Source organism: Nitrosospira sp. TNL200, assembly GCF_055386305.1.
Genome location: NZ_AP041003.1, coordinates 2,157,621 through 2,181,701 on the forward strand (window position 1 = coordinate 2,157,621; position 24,081 = coordinate 2,181,701).

The 24,081-nt window shown below is 57.1% G+C and carries 25 protein-coding genes; 18 read left to right on the forward strand and 7 right to left on the reverse strand.

All coding sequences use genetic code 11. The features are described 5' to 3' along the window. The first annotated feature begins 1 nt into the window (after position 1). The 9 genes from ACZ5CE_RS09680 (at position 2) to recO (ending at position 8,895) form a co-directional block, all read left to right on the forward strand. The gene (locus ACZ5CE_RS09680) at positions 2–562 is read left to right on the forward strand and encodes a sigma-E factor negative regulatory protein (protein WP_464574699.1); all 561 of its coding nucleotides are present in this window, start codon (positions 2–4) and stop codon (positions 560–562) included. Beyond that, positions 559–1,569, forward strand: a complete 1,011-nt coding sequence (locus ACZ5CE_RS09685; RefSeq protein ID WP_464574700.1) for a MucB/RseB C-terminal domain-containing protein — start codon at positions 559–561, stop codon at positions 1,567–1,569. The genes ACZ5CE_RS09680 and ACZ5CE_RS09685 overlap by 4 nt, the downstream gene beginning before the upstream one ends. A 287-nt stretch (positions 1,570–1,856) precedes the next feature. After that, complete coding sequence (locus tag ACZ5CE_RS09690; RefSeq protein ID WP_464574701.1) at positions 1,857–3,272, forward strand: DegQ family serine endoprotease; 1,416 nt, start codon at positions 1,857–1,859, stop codon at positions 3,270–3,272. Continuing rightward, positions 3,244–3,528, forward strand: a complete 285-nt coding sequence (locus ACZ5CE_RS09695; RefSeq protein ID WP_464574702.1) for a glutaredoxin family protein — start codon at positions 3,244–3,246, stop codon at positions 3,526–3,528. Before ACZ5CE_RS09690 ends, ACZ5CE_RS09695 begins: the two co-directional genes overlap by 29 nt. Positions 3,529–3,722: 194 nt before the next feature. Continuing rightward, positions 3,723–5,516: a translation elongation factor 4 gene (gene lepA, locus ACZ5CE_RS09700; RefSeq protein WP_464574703.1), complete on the forward strand. Its 1,794-nt coding sequence runs from the start codon at positions 3,723–3,725 to the stop codon at positions 5,514–5,516. A gap of 48 nt (positions 5,517–5,564) precedes the next feature. Next, positions 5,565–6,368 carry a signal peptidase I gene (gene lepB / locus ACZ5CE_RS09705; protein WP_464574704.1) on the forward strand — a complete coding sequence of 268 codons (804 nt, stop codon included), beginning with the start codon at positions 5,565–5,567 and terminating at the stop codon, positions 6,366–6,368. Between the two features lie 87 nt (positions 6,369–6,455). After that, positions 6,456–7,136, forward strand: coding sequence for a ribonuclease III (gene rnc / locus ACZ5CE_RS09710; RefSeq protein ID WP_464574705.1), 681 nt, complete (start codon positions 6,456–6,458; stop codon positions 7,134–7,136). 51 nt (positions 7,137–7,187) lie between these two features. Beyond that, a complete protein-coding gene (era, locus tag ACZ5CE_RS09715) occupies positions 7,188–8,129 on the forward strand; it encodes a GTPase Era (RefSeq protein ID WP_464574706.1) in 942 nt (313 codons plus the stop codon). Between the two features lie 37 nt (positions 8,130–8,166). Continuing rightward, positions 8,167–8,895, forward strand: coding sequence for a DNA repair protein RecO (gene recO, locus ACZ5CE_RS09720; protein ID WP_464574707.1), 729 nt, complete (start codon positions 8,167–8,169; stop codon positions 8,893–8,895). A 425-nt stretch (positions 8,896–9,320) separates the two neighbouring features. Here the strand turns inward: recO and ACZ5CE_RS09725 are convergent, their stop codons facing one another. Then, a complete protein-coding gene (locus ACZ5CE_RS09725; RefSeq protein ID WP_464574708.1) occupies positions 9,321–9,698 on the reverse strand; it encodes a YidH family protein in 378 nt (125 codons plus the stop codon). 242 nt (positions 9,699–9,940) lie between these two features. Here ACZ5CE_RS09725 and pdxJ point away from each other — a divergent pair, with 242 nt between their 5' ends. From pdxJ to ACZ5CE_RS09745, 4 genes are all read left to right on the forward strand, one after another. Further along, complete coding sequence (pdxJ, locus tag ACZ5CE_RS09730) at positions 9,941–10,666, forward strand: pyridoxine 5'-phosphate synthase (protein ID WP_464574709.1); 726 nt, start codon at positions 9,941–9,943, stop codon at positions 10,664–10,666. Then, positions 10,663–11,040, forward strand: coding sequence for a holo-ACP synthase (gene acpS, locus ACZ5CE_RS09735; protein ID WP_464574710.1), 378 nt, complete (start codon positions 10,663–10,665; stop codon positions 11,038–11,040). The genes pdxJ and acpS overlap by 4 nt, the downstream gene beginning before the upstream one ends. A gap of 81 nt (positions 11,041–11,121) precedes the next feature. Continuing rightward, positions 11,122–12,171: a beta-N-acetylhexosaminidase gene (nagZ, locus tag ACZ5CE_RS09740; protein WP_464574711.1), complete on the forward strand. Its 1,050-nt coding sequence runs from the start codon at positions 11,122–11,124 to the stop codon at positions 12,169–12,171. Positions 12,172–12,355: 184 nt separating this feature from the next. Next, positions 12,356–12,796: an Hsp20/alpha crystallin family protein gene (locus tag ACZ5CE_RS09745; protein ID WP_464574712.1), complete on the forward strand. Its 441-nt coding sequence runs from the start codon at positions 12,356–12,358 to the stop codon at positions 12,794–12,796. A gap of 148 nt (positions 12,797–12,944) precedes the next feature. Here the strand turns inward: ACZ5CE_RS09745 and ACZ5CE_RS09750 are convergent, their stop codons facing one another. Together ACZ5CE_RS09750 and ACZ5CE_RS09755 are read right to left on the reverse strand one after the other, a co-directional pair. Beyond that, positions 12,945–13,274: a thioredoxin family protein gene (locus tag ACZ5CE_RS09750; RefSeq protein WP_464574713.1), complete on the reverse strand. Its 330-nt coding sequence runs from the start codon at positions 13,272–13,274 to the stop codon at positions 12,945–12,947. Between the two features lie 299 nt (positions 13,275–13,573). Further along, a complete protein-coding gene (locus ACZ5CE_RS09755; protein WP_464574714.1) occupies positions 13,574–16,291 on the reverse strand; it encodes a glycosyltransferase family 39 protein in 2,718 nt (905 codons plus the stop codon). Between the two features lie 389 nt (positions 16,292–16,680). Between ACZ5CE_RS09755 and ACZ5CE_RS09760 the strand changes: the two genes are divergently transcribed. From ACZ5CE_RS09760 to ACZ5CE_RS09770, 3 genes are all read left to right on the forward strand, one after another. Continuing rightward, entirely contained in the window at positions 16,681–17,049 is a 369-nt protein-coding gene (locus ACZ5CE_RS09760) for an exosortase system-associated protein, TIGR04073 family (RefSeq protein WP_464574715.1), read from the forward strand. A 155-nt stretch (positions 17,050–17,204) separates the two neighbouring features. Beyond that, positions 17,205–18,275, forward strand: coding sequence for a phosphotransferase (locus ACZ5CE_RS09765; protein WP_464574716.1), 1,071 nt, complete (start codon positions 17,205–17,207; stop codon positions 18,273–18,275). Between the two features lie 394 nt (positions 18,276–18,669). Continuing rightward, the gene (locus ACZ5CE_RS09770) at positions 18,670–19,341 is read left to right on the forward strand and encodes a hypothetical protein (protein WP_464574717.1); all 672 of its coding nucleotides are present in this window, start codon (positions 18,670–18,672) and stop codon (positions 19,339–19,341) included. Between the two features lie 36 nt (positions 19,342–19,377). Here the strand turns inward: ACZ5CE_RS09770 and ACZ5CE_RS09775 are convergent, their stop codons facing one another. Next, on the reverse strand, positions 19,378–19,947 hold the full coding sequence (locus ACZ5CE_RS09775; RefSeq protein ID WP_464574718.1) for an NADPH-dependent FMN reductase: 570 nt from the start codon (positions 19,945–19,947) through the stop codon (positions 19,378–19,380). An 856-nt stretch (positions 19,948–20,803) separates the two neighbouring features. On the opposite strand from ACZ5CE_RS09775, the gene ACZ5CE_RS09780 reads away from it, so the two are divergent. Next, the gene (locus ACZ5CE_RS09780) at positions 20,804–21,385 is read left to right on the forward strand and encodes a TMEM175 family protein (RefSeq protein ID WP_464574719.1); all 582 of its coding nucleotides are present in this window, start codon (positions 20,804–20,806) and stop codon (positions 21,383–21,385) included. A gap of 72 nt (positions 21,386–21,457) precedes the next feature. Continuing rightward, positions 21,458–22,333 carry a pirin family protein gene (locus ACZ5CE_RS09785; protein WP_464577475.1) on the forward strand — a complete coding sequence of 292 codons (876 nt, stop codon included), beginning with the start codon at positions 21,458–21,460 and terminating at the stop codon, positions 22,331–22,333. Positions 22,334–22,462: 129 nt separating this feature from the next. Here the strand turns inward: ACZ5CE_RS09785 and ACZ5CE_RS09790 are convergent, their stop codons facing one another. The 3 genes from ACZ5CE_RS09790 to ACZ5CE_RS09800 form a co-directional block, all read right to left on the reverse strand. Then, a complete protein-coding gene (locus ACZ5CE_RS09790; RefSeq protein ID WP_464574721.1) occupies positions 22,463–23,158 on the reverse strand; it encodes a PEP-CTERM sorting domain-containing protein in 696 nt (231 codons plus the stop codon). A gap of 304 nt (positions 23,159–23,462) precedes the next feature. Beyond that, positions 23,463–23,789 carry a type II toxin-antitoxin system RelE/ParE family toxin gene (locus ACZ5CE_RS09795; protein ID WP_464574722.1) on the reverse strand — a complete coding sequence of 109 codons (327 nt, stop codon included), beginning with the start codon at positions 23,787–23,789 and terminating at the stop codon, positions 23,463–23,465. A 48-nt stretch (positions 23,790–23,837) separates the two neighbouring features. Further along, positions 23,838–24,062, reverse strand: a complete 225-nt coding sequence (locus tag ACZ5CE_RS09800; RefSeq protein ID WP_464574723.1) for a type II toxin-antitoxin system ParD family antitoxin — start codon at positions 24,060–24,062, stop codon at positions 23,838–23,840. Between the last annotated feature and the right edge of the window lie 19 nt (positions 24,063–24,081).

The following is a 24,081-nucleotide window of genomic DNA, read 5'->3' on the forward strand; positions in this document are numbered from 1 at the left end:
GATGGAAGACAAGATTTCGGCGCTGATGGACGGGGAACTGGATGCGGCAGATGCGGCAAGCATGGTCGCCCAGTTCGGAAAAACAGATCGGTTTCGCGATGAATGGGCGATTTATCACATGATCAGCGATGTGATGGGCCAGTCGTCGGGGCAAACCACAGGATCAATACCCGCCGACATCTCGCGGCGGGTCAGCACCAGGCTGGCGGGCGAGCCTACCGTTCTCGCGCCACGCTCCGTGGCTGTACCGAAGCAAAGGATGAAAGCCTACGCCATTGCGGCCTCGATAACAGCCGCGGCGGTGGTTGGGTGGATGAACCTGCAGGTGGCCGAGCAGCCGGCCCAGCTCGTGGCGGATAATTCCCCCGCGTCCCCCGCTCCGGCCCAGACCGTTGCCACCGCATTGCCACCGATTCCGGCCACTTACGTTTCAGCCTCGACCCCGGTCCATATCAACGACTATCTGCTGGCGCACCGGGCGTTTTCCCCCGGCACCGCCATGCCCGGAGCTGTACCCTACGTGCGAGCGGTTGCGGAATCGCGCGAACTATCCGCCAGATGATCCGGTACGCCCTGCCCGCCCTGCTGCTGGCAGCAGTGGTTCAGCCTGTGTTTGCCCAAAATCAGCCGAGTTCATCCCCACAAAGTTCGTCGCAACAACCAACCTCATCCCCTGAAGCACTGGAATGGCTGCAAAAAATTGCCGCCGCCCCCCGGCACTACAACTACGTCGGCACCTTTATCTATTCATCCGGCGGCGATATTGAAACTTCGCGCATCATCCATCTCGTGAACGAGGGCGGCGAGCATGAAAAAAGCGAAGTGCTCGATGGAGCGCCGCGAGAGATAATCCGCAATAACGACGAGATGAAATGCTATCTTCCCGATAGCAAGACGGTAGTGACGGAGAAACGCTGGCTGCGAAAAGTCTTTCCTTCCCTGCTGCCCCAGCCGCTCACCAACCTCGACGAAAATTACGTCGTCAAGAAAGGGGGGCAGGAGCGCATCAGCGATTACCTGTGCCAGGTCATCACGCTGGAACCGAGAGATGACAAGCGCTATGGCCAGAAATTATGGGTGGATGCCAATACCGGCTTGCTGCTCAAGGCTGCGGTGATGGACAAGGATCAGGTAGTGGAGCAATTCGTCTTTACCGAACTGAAAATCGGCGGGGACATAGACAAGGAATTGCTGAAATCGAAATACCTGGCGCAGGCCGATCGCTGGCGCACCACCAATCTCGTCTCCTCCAGCACGGGAAGCGGCAAGCTGGGCTGGGAGATCAAGGACCCCCCGCGCGGATTCAGGAAAATCGTGGAAATGAAGCGCAATCTCTCGGATAAATCCCGCCCGGTGAGCCATATCGCGTTATCCGATGGCCTCGCCGCGGTATCGGTTTTCATCGAGCCGATGTCCAAGAAAATTTCCCGTCCTGGCGAAGGCCTTTATCATAGCCGGGGCGCGATAAACATCTATACCCGCACGGTGGCAGACAATATGGTGACCACCGTGGGAGAGGTCCCTCCGGCCACCGTAATGCAGATCGGCAACTCCGTGACAAGCAGATAATCTGATCAGATACGCGGATTGAACCTCGCACATCCGTATAAACGCTCCGCTACGTGGGTCGATGCCAGCCTTGTTTTTACCTGTCTCCCCGCTTTTCCTGATAGCCGGCGGCGGCAGCCGTGCGCCAGCGCACTTACGCGCGCCGGATCGTTGTATAGGCTGTATAGGCTGTTACAACCATTTACAACCATTTCAACGACTCCTGCCGGCTGCATCGATCCCTGTCTTATGCAATTGGCGTTTTCAGGCAGTTGGTCATTTGTTTAATTTTTTATCAAAGGCATAGCATGATGGCTAAATTCATACTGGCGATATTGCTGGGACTATCCACCGCGGCTTCCGCGCAATTGCCGGATTTCACCGAGCTCGTGGAAAAGCAGGGACATGCCGTGGTGAACATCAGCACGGTTCAGGCTCCCAGCATGGCATCCAGCCGCGGTTTACCCGGCATGCCAAATATCCCCGAAGACGATCCCTTCTTCGAGTTTTTCCGCCGCCATTTGCAGCCGCATGGGCAGCCGCGAGACTTCGAAGCCAAATCGATGGGCTCAGGATTCATCATCAGCCCGGATGGGTACGTCCTGACCAATACCCATCTGGTGGATGGCGCCGAGGAGATCAACGTCAAGCTCACCGACAAGCGCGAATTCCGCGCCAAGCTGATCGGGTCGGACCGCAAAACCGATATCGCGCTGCTTAAAATCGATGCCACGGGCCTGCCTAAAATCATCCAGGGCGATCCGGAAAAGCTCAAGGTCGGCGAATGGGTGGTGGCAATCGGCTCCCCCTTCGGTTTTGAAAACAGCGTGACGGCGGGCATCGTGAGCGCGAAGGGGCGCTCCCTCGCGCAGGAAAACTTTGTGCCCTTCATACAGACGGATGTGGCAATCAATCCCGGCAATTCCGGGGGGCCCCTGTTCAATCTCAAGGGTGAGGTCGTAGGCATCAACTCGCAGATTTACAGCCGCACCGGCGGCTTCATGGGACTGTCTTTCGCCATCCCCATCGACGTGGCGATGGATATTGCGAACCAGTTGATCGCGAGCGGCAAGGTGAGCCGTGGGAGGATAGGCGTGCTGATACAGGAAGTAACGAAGGAACTCGCCGAATCCTTCGGGCTGGCAAAACCAACCGGAGCCCTGGTGGCATCGGTGCAGAAAGGCGGCCCCGCAGACAAGGCCGGTATCAATGCGCGTGACGTCATCCTGAAATTCGATGGCAAAACCGTGACCGCTTCCGGTGACCTGCCGCGTATCGTGGGCGCAACCAAGCCCGGATCAAAAGTGCCGGTACAGGTATGGCGCAACGGCGCCATCAAGGAATTGACCGTAACCGTGGATGAGCTTCCACCGGATGAAAAGTCTCCTGGCCGGGGGAGCAAGCGCGGCAAGGCGCCGGATACCTCGAACCGCATCGGGCTGATGCTGAGCGAACTCACCGCGGAGCAGAAGCAGCAGTTGGAAATTGCAAACGGGTTGCTGGTGGAAGATATGCAGCCTGGCATCGCAAGCCGTGCGGGCATTCGTCCGGGCGATGTCATCCTCAGCATCAATAACCAGGATGTCAAGAGCGTGGACCAGTTCAACCAGTTGCTCAACAAGGCGCCGAAAGGCCATAACATCGCCCTGCTGGTGAGGCGCGGCGACACCGCTACCTTCATCACGATGAAAATAAATGGCGACAACAAGCAGGATGGCAAGTAGCCCGGCGGCGGCCGATAGGGTTTCCCTTACTCTTTACGGCCGCCAGCACTGCCATCTTTGCCATGAAATGATAGCCGCCCTGGAGGAACTCCAGGCGCGGCTTCCTTTTCGTTTCGATATCGTGGATATCGACGGGGACGAGGCGCTCAGGTCGCGCTACAACGAGCTTGTCCCGGTTCTCGTGGGGGAAGGCAAGGAAATTTGCCGCTATCATCTCGACCAGGCGGCACTGGCCCGGTTTCTGGAGAAAACCTGAAGCCCTGAATAGGCTAGATGCTTATTTCGGTAAAATTCGCTAAAATGCTCTTTTCCCAATAATAACGCAGACGAATTCCCGCGCCACAGGCGTGGCGCATTCCCGCCATAACTTCAAGAGGGCACGGTTTGTGCCCTTTTTTAGTATATCGCTTTGCCAACAACCACACTCGCCGATAATCCGTCCCGGTTCCGATGCAGCATATCCGCAATTTTTCCATCATCGCCCATATCGACCATGGCAAATCCACACTGGCTGACCGGATCATCCATCTGTGCGGTGGCCTGTCGGATCGGGAAATGGAAGCGCAGGTGCTGGATTCGATGGACCTGGAACGCGAGCGTGGGATTACCATCAAGGCGCAGACCGCGGCCCTGGAATACCGGGCGCGCGATGGCCGCCATTATCTGCTGAACCTGATCGACACCCCTGGCCACGTGGATTTTTCCTATGAGGTCTCGCGATCCCTTGCGGCCTGCGAGGGCGCGCTGCTGGTAGTGGATGCTTCGCAAGGCGTGGAAGCGCAAACCGTGGCCAACTGCTATACCGCCATCGAACAGGGCGTGGAAGTCGTGCCGGTGCTGAACAAGATCGACCTGCCGGCGGCCGAACCGGAGCGGGTTATCAAGGAAATAGAAGACATCATCGGCATAGACGCGCAGCAGGCCTTGCGCGCCAGCGCCAAGACCGGAGAGGGCGTGGAGGATATCCTGGAAGCAGTGATCGAACGCATGCCTCCCCCCAGGGGGGACCCATCCGCGCCTTTAAAGGCCCTGATCATCGATTCATGGTTCGATAACTACGTGGGCGTCGTCATGCTGGTGCGCGTGCTGGACGGTGTCCTCAAGCCGAAGGACAGGATATTGCTGATGGCGAGCAAGGCATCCTACCTGTGCGAACAGGTGGGGGTCTTCACGCCAAAATCGAAGAACCGGGAATCGCTCAGCGCGGGAGAAGTCGGATTCATCATCTCTGGCATCAAGGAACTGAAATCCGCCAAGGTGGGGGACACCGTCACCCTGGCGGATCATCCGGCCGCCCAGCCGCTGCTCGGCTTCAAGGAAATCAAGCCCCAGGTGTTCGCGGGGCTTTATCCTGTCGAATCCAACCAGTACGACGCGTTGCGCGACGCGCTGGAAAAACTCAAGCTCAACGACTCGTCGCTGCAATATGAACCGGAAACATCGCAGGCACTGGGATTTGGCTTCCGCTGCGGCTTCCTCGGATTATTGCACCTGGATATCGTGCAGGAAAGGCTGGAGCGCGAGTATGACATGGATCTCATCACTACCGCCCCTACGGTCGTGTACGAGATAGTCATGCGGGACGGTTCCACCACCGAAATCGAGAATCCTTCGCGCATGCCCGATCCCTCGAAAATAGCGGAAATCCGCGAGCCAATCATTACGGCGACCATCCTGGTGCCGCAGGAATATGTCGGATCGGTCATCACGCTCTGCATCAGCAAGCGCGGGACGCAGAAAAACATGCAATACATGGGCAGGCAGGTGATGCTCACCTATGAAATGCCGCTCAATGAGGTCGTCATGGACTTCTTCGACCGGCTGAAATCCACCAGCCGCGGCTATGCTTCGCTGGACTATGAATTCCAGGAATTCCGCGCTTCCGACCTGGTCAAGCTCGACATACTCATCAACGGGGAAAAAGTGGATGCGCTGTCGCTGATTGTTCACCGCAGCAACAGCCAGTACCGCGGACGGGAGCTGGCCCAGCGGATGCGCGAGCTGATCCCCCGGCAAATGTTCGACATCGCGGTGCAGGCCGCCATAGGCTCGCATATCATCGCGCGTGAAAGCATCAAGGCGCTGCGCAAGAATGTGCTCGCCAAATGCTATGGGGGGGATATCACGCGCAAGCGCAAGCTGCTGGAGAAACAGAAGGCAGGTAAAAAACGGATGAAGCAGGTTGGCAATGTCGAAATCCCGCAGGAAGCGTTTCTCGCCATTCTGCAAGTGGGCGATAAATAGAAGACGAATCCATTCGGGATACCCTTATATTCCTTTGAAGGAAACGGAATGAACTTTCCACTCATCATGCTGGTGCTGCTGGTCATCACCGGCGGCATCTCCCTGTTCGATCGCCTGGCGCTGCGCCACAAACGGCCGCCGGAGGCCCAGGGTCCGTGGTGGGTCGAATACCCGAAAAGTTTTTTTCCGGTGATTCTCGTTGTATTCTGTCTGCGCTCCTTTCTCGTCGAGCCTTTCAAGATTCCGTCCGGCTCCATGATTCCGACTCTCCTGGTGGGCGATTTCATCCTGGTGAACAAATATACATATGGCATACGCCTGCCGGTAGCCAATGTCAAGATCATGGACGTGCAGGAACCCAGACGGGGCGAAGTCATGGTATTCCGTTATCCCGAAAACCCTTCGATGGATTATATCAAGCGCATCATAGGCGTACCGGGGGATACCATCACCTACCAGAACAAGCGGTTGACCGTAAACAATGTCCCGGTGAAGACGCAGCCGGATGGGGAATATGCTTACGTGGAATCCGGCTTGAGTTACATATACAGCGACCGTTTCACCGAAACACTGGGCGAGCATACGTATAACATCCTTATCAACCGGAATGTCCCCGACATGCATCTTCCCAGCGTCCATCCTTTTCCCCTGCGCGACCATTGCGCCTACAATGACGATGGATTTACCTGTACCGTTCCTGCCGGCAATTACTTCACCATGGGCGACAATCGCGACAGCAGCAGCGACAGCCGATACTGGGGATTCGTTCCGGAGCGCAACATCGTGGGCAAGGCGTTCATGATCTGGTGGAATTTCGGCGACCTGAAACGAATCGGGCTATCCATTGATTAAGGATTCGTTCAGCGCACTAACCAGCCGCACTGCCAGGCCGGGCCCGATACGGGAGACGGGAAACCGGCGAAAGCCCGGGTGCATACCATGAGCAACGAAGGATTAAGCCGGAAGCTCGGCTACAGCTTTAATCAGCCGGCCCTCCTCTGCCAGGCCCTGACTCATCGCAGCCATAGCATTCCGCACAATGAGCGCCTTGAATTCCTCGGAGACGCCGTGCTGAATTGCGCTGTTGCGGGGCTGATATTCAGGCATTTTCCCGACCTCAGCGAAGGCAGCCTCTCCCGCGTTCGAGCCAACCTGGTCAATCAGCAGGCGCTGGCGGAACTGGCGCAAGTACTTGGATTGGGCAGGCTGATCCGGTTTGGCGAAGGAGAGCTCAAAAGCGGAGGCGAGCGCCGCCCGTCCATTCTCGCCGATGCGCTGGAGGCCGTGCTGGGCGCGATCTATCTCGACGGCGGGTTCGCCGCGGCGGAAAAAGCAGTGATTATGCTCTTTGCTCCGCTGCTCCAGGAGCTGGAACCGCAAACCCTGGGCAAGGACCCGAAAACGCTGCTGCAGGAAAATCTCCAGGGCCGGAAGCTGGCGCTGCCGCAATATGCAGTCACCGCCATCATGGGCGAAGCCCACCAGCAGCAGTTCACTGTGGAATGCCTGATTCCCCAGCTCGATATTCGAACCACGGGAACGGGGGCTTCCCGCCGCAGCGCGGAGCAGGATGCAGCAAAACAGGCATGCGAACAGTCGATGCGCAAGCTGAGTCAGTGAACGTGCGGCCAGATCAGACTTGTTCAACGATTCCCTGAACGGCTTCCTCCGATGACTCCGAATCCCGGCGATCCCTCCGGCTATCGCAGCGGTTACGTCGCTATCGTCGGACGGCCAAACGTCGGCAAATCGACGCTGATCAACAAACTGGTCGGACAGAAGATCAGCATCACTTCCAAAAAAGCCCAGACCACCCGCCATCGCATTCACGGCATCTTCACCAGTCCGGAAGCCCAGTTTGTTTTTGTCGATACCCCCGGCTATCAGACCCAATACGCGAGCCGGTTGAATAGCGGCATGAACCGCGCCGTGGCCCAAAGCATTCGCGATGTCGACGTAGTGATCATGGTCGTGGAAGCGCTGCATTTCGACCGCCGCGATCGCCAGGTAATCGAGCTTCTGCCCGTCGATGGAAACCGGAAACCTGCCAAGCCGGTGATACTCGCCGTCAACAAGATCGACCGGCAGGCTGACAAATCGCGCCTCCTTCCATTTCTCCAAAAAATGATGGATGAATTCAGTTTCGCGGCCATCGTTCCCATCAGCGCGGAGCGCGGAACACAACTGCCGGACTTGCTGCGGGCCGCTGCCTCCCATCTGCCGCAAAGCGGGCCGCTGTTTCCGGAAAGCGAAATCACCGACCGGAACGAACGGTTTATCGCCGCCGAACTGATCCGTGAAAAACTGTTTCGCCTGCTGGGAGAAGAACTCCCCTATTCCACCAGCGTCATGATCGATGAATTCATCGCCGAGGGCGGGAACGAAGGAAGCGATCTGCGTAAAATCCATGCATCCATCATCGTCGACAAAGCCAACCAGAAGGCTATCGTCATCGGCAAGGCGGGAGAAAAGCTCAAGCTGGTCGCAACCCAGGCGCGAAAAGACATGGAACAGAACTTCGGCGGCAAGGTATATCTCAATATCTGGGTCAAAGTGAAAAGCGGCTGGGCCGATGACGCCCAGGTTTTGAAAAGTCTGGGCTACGAGCCATGAGCAGGGTTGCTCTGCTGCCCTGGCGGAAACGGCAGCGATGACTTCCGACAATCACCGCATCGACGCCCAGCCCGGATTCGTCCTGCATGCCTATTCCTACCTTGAAACCAGTCTCGTGGTCGAGGCATTTACCCGCGATTTCGGAAGAGTGCCCCTGGTGGCCAAGGGTGCCAAGCGGCCAAGATCCGCCATGCGCGGCCTGTTGTTGGCATTTCAGCCCCTGCTGCTCAACTGGGGAGGCAAATCGGAATTGCGGACCCTGCATAAAGCGGAATGGCAAGGCGGGCTTGCGCCATTGCAGGGAACAAGCCTGATTTGCGGCTTTTACCTGAATGAGCTCCTGGTGCGTCTACTGCACCGCAATGATCCTCACGAGCAGTTATTCGTCTACTATCAGGAGACGCTGGAAGCGCTAGGCAGCCAAAAGGATACCATTCCCATACTGCGGCGATTCGAACAGCGCATGCTACGGGAGCTGGGATATGCGCTCACGCTGGATCGCGACGTCGAGTCGGGCAAACCCACGGAACCGCAGCAGAATTACAGCTATGAAATCGAGCGCGGACCCGTGGCATGGGACGAAAATCGCCCTGGCCGCGGCTTGCCATTGCGAGGCAAAACGCTCCTGGACATGCAGCAAGGCGACTATTCCGCAACCACCACCCGGCAGCAGAGCAAGGCGCTGATGCGTTACATACTGAACCATTATCTGGGCGGGCAGCCGCTGCATACCCGGCAACTGTTGAAAGACCTGCAGCAGCTATGACTGCGGCCTGTACCGAACCATCCATCTGCTGCTTGCAGGCAGGATCAACAAAGGGTAATCCAACAACAGAAAGCAAATGAATGTGATGGGGACTGTCGGATTACGCTTCACCAATCCGACTTATAGGCTATCTGATTTAGGGAAGCGCTGAATAAATCTCCGCTGGCGCGGCGGTGGCTTTGCGGGATGGGATGCGCGAAAGGCGACGACGAGAATGGTTGACCCCCTTCGCCAGGAGCCTGACAAGGCAGACCGCTCGCAAAACCCCGCCCCATAAGGGTTGTGGTAAAATCGAGCGCTCATTGCGTTGCGCTCCTTGGCATCGTAGTCCCAGCTACGACCTGCGTCGCGCGTCTTATGATCATCCCGATTTTACCAGCAACGCGCTCAGCGAGGATTTGTTCAGCGCTTCCCTAGGATCAGGTTCATGAGAACATCAGGTAAACCGCAAGCAGTATCCCTGCCGTGGCGACGGATAAGGACAGAAACGATGAGAGCTGCGGTATGGACAGCAGAGGAACATCTTCTGGCGGAAGCGAGGATACGTATACCCGGTGATTGCGCAGCGCGCCCAAAATCACCGCGGAGCCCGCAAGCACGAGAATGACGCCGAGCGCTGCCGAGGGCCAGTGCGTGCCGGAAAGAGTGGACGCATTCGTCAAAGCCGGACTGGAGAGTGCGATCATCCGCAGGAACAGGCCAAATCTTGCCACGACAAAACCCAGCGCCATCACCGTAAGACCGGTGCGAACCCATGCCAGTAGGGTACGCTCCGCAGCGAAAAAAATGCGCGTATCCGACATTCCGGCTCACCTCGGCATCAATGTGTCCTTTCCCTGGAGAAGCGCCTCCCCAGGGAGAACATTATCATCATTTCGCCCCTGCGCAAAACTTTGCCGGGATTCATCCGCCGATCTATTCTGCAAACCATCTTTTCAGTACTATAGTAAGTCCAGACCATGCATTCGGCGTTGGGGCCGCCATGCCTCCTCGCCCATGCGATAATCGCGGAATCAATTGTGAAACCTTTGGCACTGCAAACATCATGATCGAACTCGGCGTCAACATTGACCACGTGGCCACGCTGCGCCAGGCGCGCGGCACGGTTTATCCAGATCCCGTGGAAGCCGCCATGGCCGCGGAAGCGGCGGGCGCGAATGCGATTACGCTGCATTTGCGGGAAGACCGACGCCACATCCAGGAGCGCGACGTGGAAATCCTGCGGGAAATGCTGAAAACACGCATGAACCTTGAAAGTGCGGCAACGGACGAAATGATCCGGTTCGCGTTGCGCATCAAGCCGCAGGAAGTGTGCCTCGTACCTGAACGCAGGGAAGAACTGACCACCGAGGGCGGCCTGGACGTCATACGCTACCTGGAGCCGGTACGGGATGCGTGCCGCCTCATGGGGGCGGAAGGCATACAGGTATCGCTGTTCATCGACGCGGATCCCGGCCAGATCGAAGCAGCAATGCAGGCGGGCGCCCCGGCTATCGAAATCCACACCGGGCGCTATGCCGATGCGGCTACGCATAGCGAACAGCAGGAGGAGTTCGAACGTATCCGGCGGGCGGTGGCCATGGGTCTTTCGATGGGATTGAAAGTCAATGCCGGGCATGGGCTGCATTACGGAAACGTCCAGCCGATCGCCGCAATACCGGGAATATCCGAGCTCAATATCGGCCATGCCATTGTCGCTCATGCGCTGTTTGTCGGCTTTCCCCAGGCGGTAAGGGAAATGAAGGCGTTGATGCAGGCTGTCTCGCAATGATTTATGGCATCGGAACCGACCTGGTTGAACCATCACGGATCGCGCGCCTGCTTGAAAAATACGGCGAGCGCTTCGCAAGACGCATCCTGGCGGCTGAGGAATGGTCCGAATATCTGGGCAGCGGGAAGCCGGCCCTGTTCCTGGCAAAGCGTTTCGCCGCGAAAGAGGCACTTTCCAAAGCAATGGGGACGGGCCTGCGGCATCCGGTCAGCTTGCATCGCATCCGCATAACGCATGATCCTCGTGGCAAGCCGTTTTTTGCCTTTCATCCCGAATTGAGCGCCTTCGTGAAAGATGAAGGCATTACCGGCCACCATCTTTCCATCAGCGACGAACTGAATCTTGCCTGCGCCTTCGTCATCCTCGAAAAATGACAGCTTGCTGCTTCTCGCGGCATGGCCTCTCATTCACCCGCAGATAGTGAACATGGAAGCATTCAACCACAGGAGCCGCTGATGTCGCTTGGACCCGTCATGCTCGATATCGAAGGCACGGAGCTGACCGCTGCGGACAAGGAGAAACTCCGGCATCCCCTCGTAGGCGGAGTCATCCTGTTCACGCGCAATTATGCCTCGCTCACGCAGCTCAACCAGTTGACCGCGGAGATCCATGCGCTGCGAACTCCATCGCTGCTGATTGCCGTGGATCACGAGGGCGGCCGGGTGCAGCGCTTTCGCGACGGCTTTACCCGGCTGCCTCCCATGCGGGAACTGGGCAATGCATGGGACGAGCATCCGGACAGGGCGCGGCACCTGGCGCAACAGACGGGCTATGTGCTGGCTGCGGAGTTGCGCGCCGCGGGGGTGGATTTCAGCTTTACCCCGGTGCTCGATATCGACTATGGCCAGAGCTGCGTCATCAAGGACCGCGCCTTCCATCGTTCCCCTCAGGCGGTTACGGAGCTGGCGCACAGCCTCGCATCCGGGCTGAAACTCGGGGGCATGGTCGCGGTAGGGAAGCACTTTCCGGGACACGGGCATATCCAGGCCGATTCGCATTTCGAGATGCCGGTGGACGAGCGCTCCTACGCCGCCATCGAAAGCGCCGACCTGTCGCCATTTCGCAAGATGATAGGCTTTGGTCTTGCAGGCATCATGCCGGCCCATGTCATCTACCCCGCGGTGGATGCGCTGCCAGCAGGATTTTCGACGATATGGCTGAAAAACATCCTGCGCGGCGAACTGGGTTTCGAAGGCTGCATCTTCAGCGATGACCTGAGCATGGAGGGTGCCGCGGGTGCAGGCGGCATGCTGCAGCGCGCCCAGCTCGCGCTGCAGGCTGGGTGCGACATGATACTGGCATGCAATAACCCTGCGGGCGCAGAAGCGTTGCTGTCTGGATTGCACTGGGACATTCCCGCCATCAGCGTTGCGCGCCTGGCGCAAATGCGGGGAAAACCTCATCCGGATTCATTGGCGAAACTGCATGAGAATCCCGCTTTCGCCAGGGCGGTAAGGGAAATTGGAGGAATCGGCATGCGCAGCGGAGAGCTGCCGCTGGCATGACGCCAATTGTGTAGCTGTCCGCCCTCGCATCCCATTCGCGGAAGAGCCGCCCCCTCAACCAGCCGTTCCTGTTCAGAATTTCTCTGGAATGGTTGAAAAAACGCAAGCTGCCACTATATTGATTATGAGGTATCGGTTGCGGCATTACCGGTATTGACACCAATCAACTTACGTGGAGGTTTTTATGGCTATTGCTCGTTATGAACCCTGGAGTCTGCTGCATCAGTTGCACAGGGAACTGGACCGCGTGCGCGAAGGCGGGAACGGCGAGGGATCGACTGCCACCGCCGAATGGGCGCCAGCGGTCGATATCAAGGAAGCGCCGGACAGATTTATTCTGCAAGCGGATCTTCCCGGAGTAAAACCCGAAGAAATCGATATCAGCATGGAAGACGGCGTACTTACCGTAAAAGGTGAAAAGAAAACTGAAGCAACAATCGATAAAGAGGGTTATAAACGGGTGGAACGCACCTATGGCTCTTTTTACCGCCGCTTCAGCCTGCCGGATACAGCCAATCCGGATGGCATATCGGCGAAATCCAATCATGGCGTGCTTGAAATCGTCATTCCAAAACGCGAAGCTGTCCAGCCGAAGAAAATCAACGTGACTTCGGCGGACAAGTAATAAGCGGATAAGCAGCAATCGGGCGGAGCCAGCGTGCCGCATATCCGGGATTCTGGCATGCGTGGCTCCGTTTTATTGCGTGGCGCGGTAAACGATTCGTACGATTTGCAGCGAATCGCGCTGGCGATTTCCACCGGAACATGGCGCACTACGCCGATGCCGCGCTGAGCGCCTCCAGCGCCTGCCTGATGGGGATGCTATCCACTGGCCTGACCAGCCGGGCAATTTCCTTACCCTGCCGCAAAAAAATCAGCGTCGGCCAGAGCTTCACGCGGAATGACCGCCCCAGGGCGCGGCCCTTCCCATCCTCGATCTTGATATGCCTTACCTCCGGATGGGCGGCCATTGCTTCGGCAATGGAGCGCTGGGCAGCACGGCAGTATCCGCACCACGGTGTCCCAAATTCCAGCATGGCCGGCCCTTCCAGAGCGTCGATCTGCGCGCGCGCCGGTTCGCTGGCTGGATAAACACTGTCCATGCTAATAGATCATATCAACGCGCTCAGCGAGGATTTGTTCAGCGCTTCCTACAACAAGTAAATAATCAGTAAGACTATGGCGGGCACGCCTAACAACCACGCTATCAGATACTTGGCCATGACGATATGTCCTGAAAAGGTTTTCGCGGAATAACCTTGAATACTCGTTCAGTTTAGGCGATCAACGTGCATTTCTCGGTACGGCATCGCACATCCAGGCAAGTCGGGGGACGAGCCAGGCAATCTCTTTCCTCCCGGATGTCGTAGCATCGATCGGGACAGAACCGGTTTTCCCATCATCACTGATCGTCTTCATCCCGATTATTCCTGTCTGCGGGAAGATGGATGCCTTTGTATCCGCGCGCTATCCGGTAATATATCTCCCTCAGCGGTTTTCCGTCCCGCGTGATTTCCCGCCGCTCTATCGGGCCAAGCCCGGCCAGCATGGGCTCGAGGCTGAATCCCTCCCCATTGTGCTCAAGCAAATGGGCCTTCATGGAAACCAGGATGATGGGCCTGTCGGTAGGCGGGTCCGCCGCTTGCCAGAAATCGTACATGGCGCCGCTGGGACCAAAAAAATTACGGGAGCGTATATCCATCGGCTCTTCCTTCCGCTCGTAAAAGGACAACGCGCTGGCCACCGACCATTTGGTCATGCCTACGACAATGGGTTTCTGCCCGGTCTTACGCGCGACCTCCGCAGCGAGATGTTCGACTTCTCTTGTCGCTTCCCGCCAGTAATAGTGGTTGTTGAATCCCTTGTACGGTATGCCCGGAATGCCAAGCACCACGTAGTGCAGCCCGAAAGCGTACAGGAAAATGCAAAGCGCGATGGTGGGCTTCCAGGCCGCCCTCAACCAGCCGGCAACCGGGCGCTGGCCATTGGCCTGCCCCAGCATCCAGGCCATGGTCGGCAGCAACGCAAGCCATACCGGACCCGTCCAGTGAAATTTCGGTGCTCCGAACAGGCTGAGCCACACAAATGCCGCCAGCGGCACGCCAGCAAATACCCGAATGAACAGGCGGCGTCTGCGATCCGAAATACTGTCGCCGCCATCACTTCCCGGAAGCAGCGCAATCACGGCGGCCGCCAGGCCCACCGGGGTCAGCAGCACCAGAATATGAAGAAATAGCCACTGCACCGAAAAATGCCTGCCTATTCCCTTCGCGCGCTCCGACTGAAACATGATTGAAATCCAGTCATGCTCCATGTTCCATATAAGGACCGGCGAGAACAGCAACAGGGCAAGGACGGCGGCGAGATAGGGATGCGGCCGGCCCATCCAGCGGCGCGCGACCGGATCCAGGATGACGAAAACAAGCGCCGCCAGGCCCAGCAGACCCAGCGTGTACTTGGAGAGAAGCCCCAGGCCGAAGGCTATGCCCACCCCTAGCCAGGCAATGCTGCGATTGGCTATCAGCACGCGCTCCAGGTAGTACAAGGTTGCCGCCCAGGCAGCCACGAGCGGAGCATCCGGTGTCATCAACAACCCGGTGGCAAAATAAAACGGCAGGATGGCCAGCAACAGTATGGTGCGGATGCCGGTCGACTTGTCATACAGATTGGCAGCCAGCGCATACAGGTAGCCCATTGTGACCAGGCCGCAGACGAATGCGCCGATGCGCACGCCGAACTCGGTATCGCCAAAAACTGTCGTGCCCAGCCAGATGAGCCAGGCAACCATGGGCGGATGATCAAAAAAACTCAAGTCCATGTGCCGGGCGTAGTTCCAGTAGTAGGCCTCATCCGGGATGAGCTGTCCCACTCCCAGGTAGATCAGGCGCAGCAGCAGCACGAATGCTAGCAAGCCAAACGAGGCAACGCGCCAGCGTACATCCAGGGAAGGCCCATTCTGCTCAACGGGAAATACATAGAAGGCGGAACCCAGATAATTGATGGCGGCAGTCGCGGCAATGGCAGGAAAAATCGCCAGGAAAGCCGGCACTTGCCAGCCGTAAACCAGCAGCGCCAGAACCCCGCCGCGCATCAGCAAGGCGAAAATCCCCACGGTGAGAAAGCGCGCGAACTGGCGCCAGCGCAGCTGCCCGTCGTGATGGTGGCGGAATGACCATTTGGAATTGAGCGAGTAATTCAACGTCGCCGCAGCGAAGAAACTCAGGATATGCGATGCCGCAAGCCCGGCATCGCGGCTCATGAACCACTGGAACACCAGGGCATCCACCAGCACGCCGAACAGTCCCACTGCGGCAAAGCGGCTCGCGGTGCCGAACGAGACGTTGCCGCCCGCCAGCGTCATCAGCCGCTGCAGGTAGGTCCACTGGTGCTGGAACGAGAGCTTGGAAGCGCCGTGCGTGCGGTCGCGAAAGCAGATGGGCACTTCTATCACCCGTAGCCTGCCCTGTCCTGCCATGAGCAATTCCAGCAGGATCTTGTACCCGCGCGCCCGCTGGGCGATGATCGTGGCAAGTTCGCGCCGGAAGGCGAAAAACCCTGAAGTCGCATCGCTGACATCGCAGATGGGACGTGCCAGCCACCCCCCCAGGCGCGACAGCAGCTGGCGATGCAGTGGCCACCCTTCCGTGCTGCCGCCGGGCACATAGCGGCTGCCCACGGCAACGTCATGGCTTCCATCCAGGACAGGCGCGATCAGGGCAGGCAGGCGCTCGGGCGGATGGCTCAGATCGGCATCCATCACCACGATGACCTCGCCACGAGCCATCGCCGCCCCGGCCAGTATCGATCCCGTCAGGTCCGGCTTCTCCCGCCGCTCTATCAGATGAACATTCCCGCGCCCCTCCCATTCCCTCACCTTCTGCGGGGTTCCGTCCACCGAGCCATCGTCGACGATGATCACCTCATAGTCGTCGCGCGCCACATGCAATGCAAACAGCCGCGTCAACAACGGGTCTATGTTGTCCGCTTCATTGAGCGTGGGCACCACTACGGAAAATTTCAGGCTGGAGGTGATGGCTGTATCAGTCGGGCTGTACGACGGTGACGGGGGAGTGTGCAACGATGGAAAGGTGGCCGCATCCGGTAATATAGGCAACTGCATGTAGTATCTGTGGTTATGTGAACCGTATGCTTGTCATCGACTTCTGCCGGCCTTTGACTGTTTCCAGCGCATAGCCGGCAATGGTGAAATCAGCATTGAAATGGCTGATAATCCGCCAGCGCGAGGGTAGCACATTCCTTGCCGCGAGTGCGCGCAATGGTGAATTTACGGCCCGTTTATGCCGCCCGCAAGCAGTCTGTTTTCCGAATCCCTGCCACTCCTCCCCGCTCCCCGCAGCCCCGTGCGCTACGCGCACCCCCTCTGGCTAACTGCAAGCGCACTACTTGCAAGCGGTTCCGGAACGTGTATTTTTGATACCCCAAACCGTTTTACGATATGCTAGTATTGGTAGGGATTTAAATTAATTAATCTACTCAAGGGAGGTATCGATGAAAAATATGCTGAAATCACTGCTGATACTGTCTGCGCTACTATTCTTTTCGCAGGGCGCCATGGCGGCGGACAGCTATGCCGAGAAAGTGGGGCTTAAACTGGCCCACGGGCTTGCCAACACGGTTACAGGCATAGGTGAAGTGCCGAAAAACATGGTCATACAAACCAACCAGCAGGGTCCTGCCTATGGCATACCGGTCGGGCTGCTTACGGGCATCGTGCTGGGCATAGGGCGCACGTTGACCGGCGTCGTGGATCTGGTGACTTTCGTCATACCCACCAAACCCATCATTTATCCCGATTTCATATGGAAGGAGTTTTCCACCAAGGAAACACACTTCCACCCGGATTGGAAGCTGCAATAACGGCTGAGGCGTTGATCGCCTGATTCCGAAAAAGGGAGCCCGACGGCTCCCTTTTTTTGCATTCTGTGATGCGATATGTATCCGTCCGGGTACCGCCTGACAGCCTCTTTGCCCAGCCGAATTTCCATTGAAAAGATTGAATGCGCATCGGTCCCATGAAACAGCGTATCCTTGCCCGCCATCCCAGCGACCTCACGATTGACTGGGCGCAGCGCGTGATCGGCAGAAACCATCCAAACGTCATGGTATCCGGGGTGGATATCCGGTCGGTCGATACCGGAACCACCACGAGGGTTCGTCTGGAAGTCATGCACGACGGCCCGGGGAATCTGCCCCGGCAGTGGTTCGTGAAATTGCCGTCGCTCGCCTGGCGCGCCCGGCTGATCACCGCGCTGCCCAGGTTGCTGCATACCGAAGTGCGTTTCTATAACGAGGCGGCCCAAGGCATGCCCATCGCCATGCCTGACGTGCTGGCGGCGCAAAGCGCGCCGGGAAGAGGCGCCATCCTGGTTCTCGCCGATGTGGCGGAATCGGGTGCCATTGCGGGCCAGCCGGGCGATATTCTGACCGATGCGCAAGCCTTGCTGGTGGTCAGGCAGCTCGCCCGCCTTCACGCCCGTTTCTGGAACAAAGCGGACTTCATGCGGACCTATCAGTGGCTCGCGGGGCCGGTGCGCCGCCTGGAAGACCGGCTGGGCGCGGCTCTGGCAGTGCCATTGATGAGGCGAGGATTGCGCTGTGCGGGACACCTGGTGCCCAGGAAATTACACAAGCTGGCGGTCCGCTATGCCAGACAGCGCGCGCGGGCAATGCGCTTTCTCTCGGGTGCGCCGCCGACGCTCGTCCACCACGACTGCCATCCCGGCAATCTGTTCTGGAATGAGACGCAGCCTGGCCTTCTCGATTGGCAGCTCGTGCGCTTTGGAGAAGGAATAAGCGATGTCGCGTACTTGCTTGCAACTTCCCTCACCCCGGAAACCAGGCGGAATCATGAAACACGGCTGATTGCCGCCTATGCCGAAGCGCTTCAGGATAACGGAATAACAGAAATCGAACTTGGCCATCTTCTGCAACGGTATCGCGCTCATCTGGCTTATCCATTCGAAGCCATGGTGGTGTCGCTGGCCGTGGGGGGAATGATGAAGCTGGAAAACAACCATGAGCTCATCCGGCGGACAGCCGCCGCCGTCGATGATCTCGATGCCTTCAGCGCGCTGCCGATCTAGGGAAGCGCTGAATAAATCCTCGCTGAGCGCGTTGCTGGTAAAATCGGGATGATCATAAGGCGCGCGACGAAGGTCGTAGCTTGGACTACGACGCCAAGGAGCACAACGCCATGAGCACTCGATTTTACCGCAACCCTTATGGGACGGGGCTTTGCGAGCGGTCTGCCTTGTCAGGCTCCTGGCGAAGGGGGTCAGCCATTCGCGTCGTCGCCTTTCGCGCATCCCATCCCGCAAAGCCACCGCCGCGCCAGCGGAGATTTATTCAGCGCTTCCCTAGGCTTGCCTCCCACCCGCCATCTCCGGCAATACGCATACGCTGCACCTCTTCCATGAATTACGCTAAACTGTAATAAATGTAACGTTTCAATTCGAATCTTGCTTCGGGAAATGGACGATGACGAATACGCTCAGGGCTAGGCTTGAAGCAATCGATCTGGATTGCGAGGCGAAAGCAACCATGGAAGTCGGTGATCTCCGCGCATCTGCGCGCTCGGAAGACGGAAAATTTCACCCGCCCTCCCCCCAGGCCGCGGAGCAGGTCTGGCTCAATCTCATTAGCGCGAAGGAACAGGAATTCATCCAGGAAATAGCCAGGGAAGCCGAACCCGGATCCGTGGGTCGTACCGGGATTCAACGCAAGGAGGCCGGCGCCACCGTTGAGCAGATGGTTGATTATCTGTTTGACGAAAACCGCTATCTCGATCGCATGCAGGAATTCTACCGGGAGCTGAGCAGAGAAGCGCAGTTGCAAGGCATTCTCTTTGAAATAGAGCCCAAGAGACTGGAACTGCTCGATTCCACCTACCGCATGGGCGTATCCGACGCGCTGCGCAAAGCGCGGCGCAATATTCTCGCAAAATTCGAATTGAGCAGGGACCCGGACAGTCCGGAGGATGCAGGCATGCTGGCGCAATGGCAGCGTTATTCCACGCTGAGCCCCTGGAGATTGATCACCACCATCGTCCTGTTGAGCCTGACCTCATCCCTCATCGCTTTCATCATTTCGAGCGAAGTCGTCCAGGGATGGCTCGAACGCTATGGCTGGTCGGCAGGGACCGGTCTGTAGAAGACCGCTCTGCGGGATTTCCGGTTGCTGATAACATCAGCTCGGCAGCTTGCCGCTTGCCTGGACGAACTCGGCAAAGTCGGCCAGGAAAACCTGAAGCTGCTTACGCGCCGCCTCATCCACCATTTCCCCCGATTCGTTGAATATGTGCTGCGCTCGCGAGACCAGCAGTCTTCCGCCAAACCAGGGACGCATGCCCAGCGTCCGCAGCACGGGCAGCCACGCGTTTTGAGACAGAATCGTTCCGAACCCGCCAGGCGATGCCCCCATTACCGCAACCGGACGCCCGCCAAAAATGCGGGCGATCTCGCCAGGCGGACGCGAAAGCCAGTCGATCGTATTTTTGAACACCCCGGGTATGGAATTATTGTACTCAGGGGTAGCCAGCAATAATCCATCGGCGGCAGCAATCCGTTCCTGCAACGCAACGACCATCGCGGGAATGCCTTCGTTAGCTTCGATGTCTCCGTCATAAAGCGGAATCCCCTTGAGCGTCGCGATATCCAGCGTTGCCCCATTTGGCATCAGCCCTGCACTCGCACGCAGCAGCGCGGTATTGAATGAGCCGCTGCGCAGGCTTCCGGTAATTCCAACGATTCTCACCATGCTGCCTCCTGCTCTGCCGGGATTGAGAAATCCGTAAATACAAAGACGAACCTTCAACCCCCGCTTTCAGGGCAGTTTCCCCCTGAATGCAACAGCCACGCGAAACGCCTGATTCAAGCGCAGCGGCGGGTGCCGCGTCTCAGCATATTTTCACTACTTTCGATGCCCTGCCTATATTATCCCAAATCAGGCAGCTGACCGCTTATTTCCAGTTTAGAGCTATGATGCACAAAGATCTTCGTGATACTCGACGTTTATCTATATGGTGAGTTCGCTACAGGGCGGATTCAGGATTATATTAAACATAATGGCTTGCATCGGCGAGGATTTGTTCAGCACTTCTTTAAGATTGTAAGGATCGTTAAGATTGATCGGCTCAGCTACTATATCTCTGACATTCATGAGTAAGGGCATCGAACATGCACATATTGCGCCGCTATACCGCAATTACGCAATGTGATTGGCGATTTGCCAACATATGACCGCTCGACGATCAACGCCTGGGGGGACGTGGAGCTCAAGAAAGTGTTGGGGGCGACCGGTCGCAAAAATAATAATGACGGGCATGTGCTCGTACCAAACCGTCGACGGCTCATGCTGGTGTCGATGTGAATGCACCATCCTGGCTGCCATCGCCTGCAGAAGGCCATGACCATCGAGTCGACAGCGCATTGTTCTGTTTTTCCAAACGCTGATTTCGGGGAAGGATGGATTCCGAAGCAAATTGAAAAAGAGTAACTTGCAGCCATATCGAAACGGGTACCGGGTACGGCAATGGCGCAGGTCATATGGCAAGCTTTCATCTCCTGCGCTAAAAAAGATTTGTACTCAGACAAGCATCCAGGGAAGCTTTTTTATGGGAAAAAATCGGCTGGAAGCATTCAGCGATGGAGTGATTGCCATCATCATCACCATCATGGTACTGGAAATGAAAGTGCCGCATGGAGATGATCTGGCCGCGCTGCATCCTCTGTTTCCGGTATTCGTGAGCTACGTGCTCAGTTTTGTCTACGTCGGCATTTACTGGAACAATCATCATCATTTGTTTCATGCCATACAAAAGATAAGTGGACCGATCCTTTGGGCCAATCTCCATCTGCTGTTCTGGCTTTCCCTGCTGCCCTTTGTTACCGGCTGGATGGGAGAAAACCACTTTTCCACCTGGCCGGTTGCGCTGTATGGGACCGTCCTGTTGATGGCCGCCATCGCCTACTCAATCCTGGAGCTCGCGCTCATCAAGGTCCAGGGGAAGGATTCACAGCTTGCCAAGGCTGTAGGCGCCGATTTCAAAGGAAAGGCATCCCTGGTCATTTATGCTTTTGCCGTACCGCTGGCGTTCCTCAGCCGATGGCTTGCCTTCGGCCTGTACGTGGCTGCCGCCATTATGTGGGTAATCCCCGATCGCCGCATTGAAAAAAAACTCAACCAGAATTCCTGACTCGTATTTCGTACATGTAAACAGCAACTGAAGAGGAGAACAGCCATGCAATCAGCCAAAGCCAGCAAATCGATGAAAAAACTGCTTCGCGTCGAGCGCAGCACAGGCCGCCATTGGGTCGGCGATGGTTTTCCCGTACAAACGCTTTTCTCCTACTCGAATCTGGGAGAGGCCATCAGCCCTTTCCTGCTGTTCGATTACGCCGGCCCGGCGGAATTTACGCCCACGGAACAACGGCGCGGGGTCGGCAGCCACCCGCACCGCGGATTCGAAACGGTAACGATCGTCTATAGCGGCGAAGTGGAACACCGCGACAGTTCCGGCGGCGGAGGCAAGATCGGACCGGGCGACGTGCAATGGATGACAGCAGCATCAGGGCTGGTCCACGAGGAGTTTCATGGCCACGATTTCGCGCGGCAGGGCGGAATGCTCGAAATGGTCCAGTTATGGGTCAATCTGCCCGCCAGGGACAAGATGTCGCCCCCGCGCTATCAAAGCATCTCGAATAGCCAGATTCCCGCCGTGAATCTGCCGGACAAACAGGGAATCGTGCGCGTGATCGCAGGCCTATTTGACGGTGTCGAAGGGCCAGCGCACACATTTACGCCGGTCAACGTCTGGGATGTTCGCCTCGATGGCGCGCATGAAACGGATTTTGCCGTGCCCGATGGCTACACCACCCTATTGGCGGTGCTGAAGGGTTCGCTGCGCATCGCGAGCGGCGATGCAGGAAGTGAAACGCTTGACGCGGCCGAGATTGCCCGGTTCGATCCGGCGGGCGAACATATCCGTATCGAGAGTGCCCAAAATGCCACCGCGCTGCTGCTGTCCGGCGAACCCATCCGCGAACCAATCGTGGGCAGCGGTCCTTTCGTCATGAACAACGCCAGCGAAATCCGCCAGGCGATGGCGGATTATCAGAGCGGCAAGATGGGCCACATGTCTTGAATGCTGCGGAATTGGCCTTCGCATCCCATCAGCATGAGTACAGCGGTAGGTTTTTTTGAAGTGGCCAGGGCCTGTCAACAGGCCCTGATGGAGCACGAGGGAATAATCAGCCGTGCTCCATTCGATTTGCTACTTGCGGCGGCGCGTTGCCCCCAGGCCGATAAGCCCGATACCGATAAGCGCAAGGGATACGGGTTCGGGAACAGGGTTTTGCGGATCCTGGGACGGGGGAGTACCCACGCTTCCCACATATTTCAGCGAACCATTACCACCCGGCCCGGCGCCAACCTGCTGGACATGCACCATCGCAAGCGCAGCAGGACCACTGCCGGATACAGAAACGAGAAAGTCGTTAATCACGACGTTGCTGATCGTCCAGGTGGTATATTCACCGTTGGTGAACCGGTCTGACGATTTGGTCGGGTAGTCGAGATCCAGGTAAAAATCATAGCCCGCATCCTTTCCCGGAGGGTTTATGTCAAAAGCCGCGGAATTGACGAGCTGCGTTCCCCCAAAGTTTGAAAACGAGGCGCTGGTCAGGAGAGGCGTTCCATCGTACGAAAAGAGAAGCTGGGAGATAAAGGCGTCGTCGCCGATGCCCCCGGCAAGATTGTTCACCGAGTTGTCAAACCTGAAATCCACGTTGTTTCCGTTCTGCGTCAGTGTCAGCGTAGCAACGGTCGCATTGGCCGACGTCGGATTACCCGTCACATAGGTGTTGATATCGATCGTCAAAGCAGAGGCGGACAAGGGCGCGACAATCATTCCCAGCCCTATCAGCGCACTTGAAAAATTGCCTTGTGTTACCTTTCGTTGCAGTTTCATCGTTTCCTCTTCTAAGTAAAGTATTTTGCCCACCCTATCTCAAGCAACAACCATGCCAAATATTAAGATATTGAAATTAAATAACAATATTTGACTAAAAATCGCCGATGTCAGCATAACCGACAATCCTGCGCCTGAATCAGGGTGTTTATGCAAAGCTGTTCAGGGTTATTCGCGGGGGCATGAGCCTCGCGGAAAGAGAAGCTGGAAAATAAATCGCGAGGAAGATGATCAAGCAGGTCGGGATCTTCTGATGATCTGATAGCAGTAGTTATCAGTAGCAGTTTCGAGAAGGTGCTTTCCGTTACCCGGTGGGCAAATTCTGGGGATGATTATGTCTCGTCATGTTCATGCGCTGATGCAGAATGCGCACTGCCTCGGTTGTGTCTTGCCGAACCCTGTATACGATGACATGGGAACCAACAAAATAAAGCCGATGCCTGTCCGGCAATTCCCTGCTCTGATGCCCAAGCTGCGGATTCCGGCCAGGCAGCACAAGAGCATCGTTTAGTTTACCGCGATAGGCAAGCAACTGCTCTTGTCCCCATCTCTCGCCTGTGTAACGCAGGATACCGGTGAAATCCTGCTGTGCCGCGGGAGAAAGCTTGAGGTGGGGTTTATGGGAGGACATCAGGATCAATGGGCTCGTCACTGTGCATCGTGGCAATAGCCGACTGTGTCATGTCCTCCATGAGTTCCAGTGTATACAGCGTACTTTCGCCCGATCAAGTTGTGCATCACCCTTCGCAATTGCCGCCTGCCATGCTGCTGCACGATTTTCCTCGGTTTGCATCCGGCGGATTGCATCGCGAATCACTTCCGTGGCGTTGCCATAGAAGCCGCTAGCGACCTTGGACTTGATGTAGCTCTCCATTTCCGCTGATAAATTGACATGCATGGTCATGAGAACTGCCTCCTATGGA